General features: G+C 41.7%; 4 protein-coding genes. 3 read left to right on the forward strand and 1 reads right to left on the reverse strand.

Going from position 1 to position 5,340, the window contains the following annotated elements:
* Positions 1 to 137: 137 nt before the first annotated feature.
* Positions 138 to 773 (reverse strand): LysE family translocator, encoded by a 636-nt coding sequence (locus tag AB6E08_RS22630; RefSeq protein WP_012603778.1) that lies wholly within the window; start codon positions 771 to 773, stop codon positions 138 to 140.
* A gap of 298 nt (positions 774 to 1,071) precedes the next feature.
* Between AB6E08_RS22630 and AB6E08_RS22635 the strand changes: the two genes are divergently transcribed.
* The 3 genes from AB6E08_RS22635 (at position 1,072) to AB6E08_RS22645 (ending at position 5,090) form a co-directional block, all read left to right on the forward strand.
* The gene (locus AB6E08_RS22635; RefSeq protein WP_372067536.1) at positions 1,072 to 2,544 is read left to right on the forward strand and encodes a carboxypeptidase M32; all 1,473 of its coding nucleotides are present in this window, start codon (positions 1,072 to 1,074) and stop codon (positions 2,542 to 2,544) included.
* A 652-nt stretch (positions 2,545 to 3,196) separates the two neighbouring features.
* Positions 3,197 to 4,447, forward strand: coding sequence for an AAA family ATPase (locus tag AB6E08_RS22640; RefSeq protein WP_371727557.1), 1,251 nt, complete (start codon positions 3,197 to 3,199; stop codon positions 4,445 to 4,447).
* Entirely contained in the window at positions 4,434 to 5,090 is a 657-nt protein-coding gene (locus tag AB6E08_RS22645) for an HNH endonuclease (protein WP_102258243.1), read from the forward strand. Before AB6E08_RS22640 ends, AB6E08_RS22645 begins: the two co-directional genes overlap by 14 nt.
* Positions 5,091 to 5,340: the final 250 nt, after the last annotated feature.

Raw genomic sequence — 5,340 nt, forward strand, 5'->3', positions numbered from 1 at the left:
GGGATTATCTGCTAACTGCAAGATCGTTCAAGTCTTCTTAAACGATCGGCATTACGCAATAATGTGCGGGCGTTTTATTATAAAACTAATGGCTATGTGCCAGTGATTTAGATTCCAATAAACTAAGTCACTATGACTTAGCTAGGTTCTTCCATTAAAAGCTTCACACCCAGCCCCACCAGCACCATGCCCGTCACGCCTTCCATCCACTTCATAAAGCTCGCATTCTTAAGCAAGTTTTTAGCCGAGTTAAGTGCCCCTGCCAAACCGCATTGCCACACCATCGCAATCATAAAGTGCACCGAAGCCATCAACATAGATTGCAATAATGGTGATCCTTCAGGGTTTACGAATTGAGGTAAAAAGGCCAAATAGAAAACTGCCGTTTTTGGGTTAAGAACGTTAGACAGAAAGCCTTCGCGTAGAGAACGCTTAGCACTGTATGCTTGCTGAGCTTGTTCACCCACCTTCAAACCGCCACCGTTTTTCATCAAAGCTCGTAAACTGCTTAAGCCAAGCCAGATGAGGTAAACCGCACCCACCATCTTAACGGCTTGAAAGAGTTCAGCTGACTGGGCGAGGATTGCAGAAATACCCACAGCAGAGAAAAACGCGTGTACATACAAGCCGCTACAAATACCAAAGCTGGTCATCACGCCGTCAGATAAGCCAGAACGGCTCGTATTGCGAATCACCAAAGCCGTATCTAAACCCGGCGTTAGCGTTAAAATAGTAATGGCAATTAAAAATGCCTCAAAGTTCAAAATATCCATATCATTGTCATTGTTGTTCAGCGATCTATCATCAATACCGTGTATCTGAACAATTCGCAAGCAACAATTGCCACCAGCTATACAACTCACTGATTTTGTGCACAATGGAACAGTTTAATTTGTTAAGAAATAGTAAATTCAAGGCATCGTACCGCCTCATGCTTTTCTCGCTATATCTTCAACTCCGAAGGTCAGCGTCTTTTAAAAGTAGAGCCATAATCAAAGTACATGAGAGATTAACCTTAACGCTGATGCTGTCCTAAGGATCATTTACAGAAACCAAATTAAGAGTAGTCAAATGAGCGCATTCAAAAAACTAGTCGAACACTCTCAAAAATGTTCACGCTTTCAACACCTAGCCTCGATTTGTGGTTGGGACCAAGCTTCAATGATGCCTGCCGGTGGTAACCAAGCTCGTAGTGAAGCAATGGCCGAGCTTTCGGTTCATATTCACGGATTAATGACGCAACCACAGCTTGGTGACTGGATTGAAGACGCTGAAAACGAAGCGCTAAATAGCGAACAACAATCGTCTCTGCGCGAAATTAAACGCCAATGGCAACAAGCCAATCTACTCCCAGAAAAGCTGGTTGAAGCCAAATCTCTAGCTGGCTCAAAGTGTGAACATGCATGGCGCAGCCAACGTGGTAACAACGACTGGGTTGGATTCGAAAAGAACTGGCGTGAAGTGGTTGAACTCTCTCGCGAAGAAGCTCAGATCCGCGCCGACTCGGCGAATCTAACGCCTTATGATGCAATGCTAGATATCTATGAACCGGGCACCAGCTCTGCTTCACTTGATGTCTTGTTTGCCGACGTTAAGACATGGCTGCCAAACCTGATTGATGAAGTGATCGAAAAACAATCGAGCGAGCAATTTAATGCGCCATCTGGCATCTATTCGACCGAGAAACAGAAAGCGCTTGGTTTAGAAGTGATGAAGCTGCTTCAGTTCGATTTTGAACACGGCCGATTGGATGAAAGTGTTCACCCATTCTGTGGCGGCGTGCCTTCAGACGTGCGTATCACAACCCGATACGACGAAGCGGAGTTCGTTCAAAGCTTAATGGGTATAGTGCATGAAACAGGGCACGCGCGTTACGAACAAGGCTTACCAAAACACCTAGCAGGCCAACCGGCGGGCGAAGCGCGCTCTATGGGTATCCACGAATCTCAATCTCTGTTCTTCGAGATGCAAGTCGGCCGCAGTGACCCGTTCATTGGACACTTAGCAAACTTGGCGGGGCAGCAATTCTCTGGCTCAGAGTTTGAAAAAGAGAACTTCCAGAAGATCTACACTCGCGTGAAGAAAGATTTCATCCGTGTGGATGCTGATGAGCTCACCTACCCTGCACACGTTATCTTGCGCTACGAGATTGAGCGTGACTTGATCAACGGCAAAATCAAACACACCGATGTCCCTGAACTTTGGAACACTAAGATGCAGTCATACCTTGGTTTAAGCACTCAAGGCAACTTCACTAACGGCTGTATGCAAGACATCCACTGGACAGACGGCGCATTCGGTTACTTCCCTTCTTACACACTAGGTGCGATGTACGCGGCTCAGTTCATGGCTTCAATGAAGAAAACGGTGGATGTGAACTCTGTGATTGAAAGTGGTGATCTATCACCTATCTTCACTTGGTTAGAATCGAATATTTGGAGCAAGGGCAGCCTGCTGAGCACCGATGATTTGGTGAAAGGCGCAACGGGTGAAACCTTGAATGCGCAATACTTCAAAGATCATTTAAGAAGCCGTTACCTTTAATGGAATAAATCGATAGAGGCTGATCAGTTTATTGATTCAGCCTTTTTAATCACATTTTCAAAACATACTTAGGTTGATTTGAAGGTTTTATCCCTTCATCGAACTTAACAATCACGGAATATCCTGGTACCTGCTAGCACGGAATTGGACAGAACCTTCTTAGAGTAATCACCTAAATTAGAAATATACGGATAACTTTTTGTATCGAAAGTCGCTTAGAAAGTACAAATATGACACGCACATTTAGCGTTAAATGTCACACTAACTTAATTGCGCTAGTTATGAACAATACATTTGCCTTGTAATACCATTGTCATCTCTTCTTTTTCGCTTGTAGATAGCTTGAAAAACATCGGTAACAAGCGTTCGCAATCACCGAAATACGCACACGGTTATCCCAGGTCAATTTTTCTATCTCTATGAATCTAAGAGTAAATTTTGGTAGGCATAAGATAATCGAGCACAGCGTTAAGCGCAATGCTCGCTTTTGCCAGAAGAAAGTACTCAAAATTGCGCACTTGATGCCATCCAACTAATTGATTAAAAAGCGATTTCTGGAGTATAGTAAGAGGATAAGCGAGGCAAGCACTCTGCGTGATAAACAGAATGCTGTTTAATAAGCTATTATCTCTCTAGATGGAAATCAGTAGTAATGTTTAAGAAAGTAGAAATAAACCATTGGCGTCAATTCGAAAGAATAGAAATAGATCTTGATGAAAAAGTAACAATCATTACAGGCTCAAATGGTGCCGGAAAAACGACGATCCTTGGCGTTTTAGGCAAGACTTTTGGGTGGAATACTCGTTTACTTTCTACTCCAGCCAAAGATCAAGAATCTGGCCTAATGCGTTTTTTAACCGGCAAATGGGATTCTTTTTTTTCTAAAGAGGAAGAACAAGAATCATGGATTGAAATCGGCAAGGTACAATATTCAAACTTAAGCGTATCTAAAGTTTCGGTTCCTAAGGAAGCTGGTTCAACTTACGATTTAAATTTCTCTGAGCAACAGCCTATTCAAGGAATGCACGTACCTTCTCATAGACCAGTGTTTAGCTATAAAGAAGTTGAGTCAATTCCAACTAAGCCTAAGAAAAAAGAAGATTACTTTAATGAGTATAATGCTAACGTTGTCGATAAATTCAACAATACGGGTGAATGGCTTAAAAATATAAGTCCGAATTATTTACTTAAAGAGTCTCTAATTGGGCTTGCTACCTTCGGGTACGGCAATAGTCATGTCGTTGCCAATAAGGAATATGCAGAATTATTCGAAGGGTTTCAGGAAATCTTGAAAATAATGTTACCTGCAACCTTAGGGTTTAAACACTTAGAAATAAGAATCCCAGAAGTGGTTTTAGTAACGGAGTCTGGTGAGTTTTCTATTGATGCTGCTTCAGGTGGTGTGGCATCAATAATTGGTGTAGCGTGGCAAATATACATGTTTTCTCAAAATAAAGAGAACTTTGTAATCACGATCGACGAGCCAGAAAATCACTTACACCCTTCCATGCAAAGAGAGTTAATTCCAAATTTAAGCAAAGCTTTTCCTAAGGCCCAATTCGTTATTGCTACTCATAGTCCATTTATTATTGGATCTTCTAAAAAATCCCAAGTGTACGCTCTTGCATACAATAATGAAAATCGGGTATTTTCTCGAAAGCTTGACATGATTGATAAAAGTGGCAATGCGGCAAAAGTTTTAAGAGAGGTTCTTGGGGTTCCTGTAACAGTGCCTGTTTGGGTCGAAGATGAAATAAAAGAAGTTGTAAAAAAATACTCTGAACAAGGCGTCGATGAGGGCTTGTTTCAACGAATGAGACAGGAACTAGAAGAGAAAGAACTGCAAGAATTTATGCCCAAAGCAATCACTCTAGTTGTGGAGAGTCTAAATGATAAAGCTTAATAAGGGGTCTAAGCCACAAGTTCTGGTAGACAATGCTACAAACTGGACCAATGAATTACTTGGTTTTATTCAGCGCGATGAAAAGGTTCCTTCATCTGTTTCAAATCGTTATAACCATTCAGATGTGAAAGGTCTTCTCAAGCAGGAAGCTAAAAATAAATGCATGTACTGTGAGAGTAAAGTGAGTCACGTATCATATGAGCATATAGAACATATTAAACCTAAGGCTAAAGATAAGTACCCAGATTTAACGTTCGAATGGCAAAATTTAGGGCTTGCATGCCCTGTTTGCAACATGAATAAAAGTGACGAATACGACCAAAATCTGCCATTTTTAAACCCGTTTAATGATGAACCGAGTGACCACCTATATGCTGCGGGCCCCTACGTATTTGGAAAGCCAGGTCAAAACAGAGGGAAGTTGACGGAGAAAGTCATTGAATTAAATAGAATGGACCTTGTAGAACAGCGACTAGAAAGAATAGATGCAATACGCCAACTTATGGATAGCTATGAAAACGAGCATAATCCAATACTCAAAAAGGCAATTTATAAAGAGCTTGTAGAAGAGTTAGGGGAAGATAAAGCATATTCATTTGTACTGAATTCAATAGTGGATGTTGTCGGAATACGCACCGTATAACTGAGGCGGATTCTAAGTATACGATTGTCAACCTACACACGACCGAAGTGAGTATAGCCCCAACCTCATTGTTCGGATTAGATTTGATAGGGAAAACGCACGCCCCCGGAATGAGTAGAGTATTTAATCTAACCAATTTTGGGGCATAAATGAGTTACAGCTTCCCCTAAATTGACAATTCAGAGATAACTATAGGGGCTCTTCTCCGCTTAGATGAGCTTGATTTCTGGGTAAAAGGTAGAGTGAGTTT

It is taken from the genome of Vibrio sp. 10N.247.310.24 (assembly GCF_041467175.1).
Classification (GTDB): domain Bacteria; phylum Pseudomonadota; class Gammaproteobacteria; order Enterobacterales; family Vibrionaceae; genus Vibrio; species Vibrio tasmaniensis_A.

Coding starts and splice junctions, on each gene's coding strand:
- AB6E08_RS22645 (WP_102258243.1), top strand. CDS start 4,434: ATGATAAAGCTTAATAAGGGGTCTAAGCCACAAGTTCTGGTAGACAAT.
- AB6E08_RS22640 (WP_371727557.1), top strand. CDS start 3,197: ATGTTTAAGAAAGTAGAAATAAACCATTGGCGTCAATTCGAAAGAATA.
- AB6E08_RS22635 (WP_372067536.1), top strand. CDS start 1,072: ATGAGCGCATTCAAAAAACTAGTCGAACACTCTCAAAAATGTTCACGC.
- AB6E08_RS22630 (WP_012603778.1), bottom strand. CDS start 773: ATGGATATTTTGAACTTTGAGGCATTTTTAATTGCCATTACTATTTTA.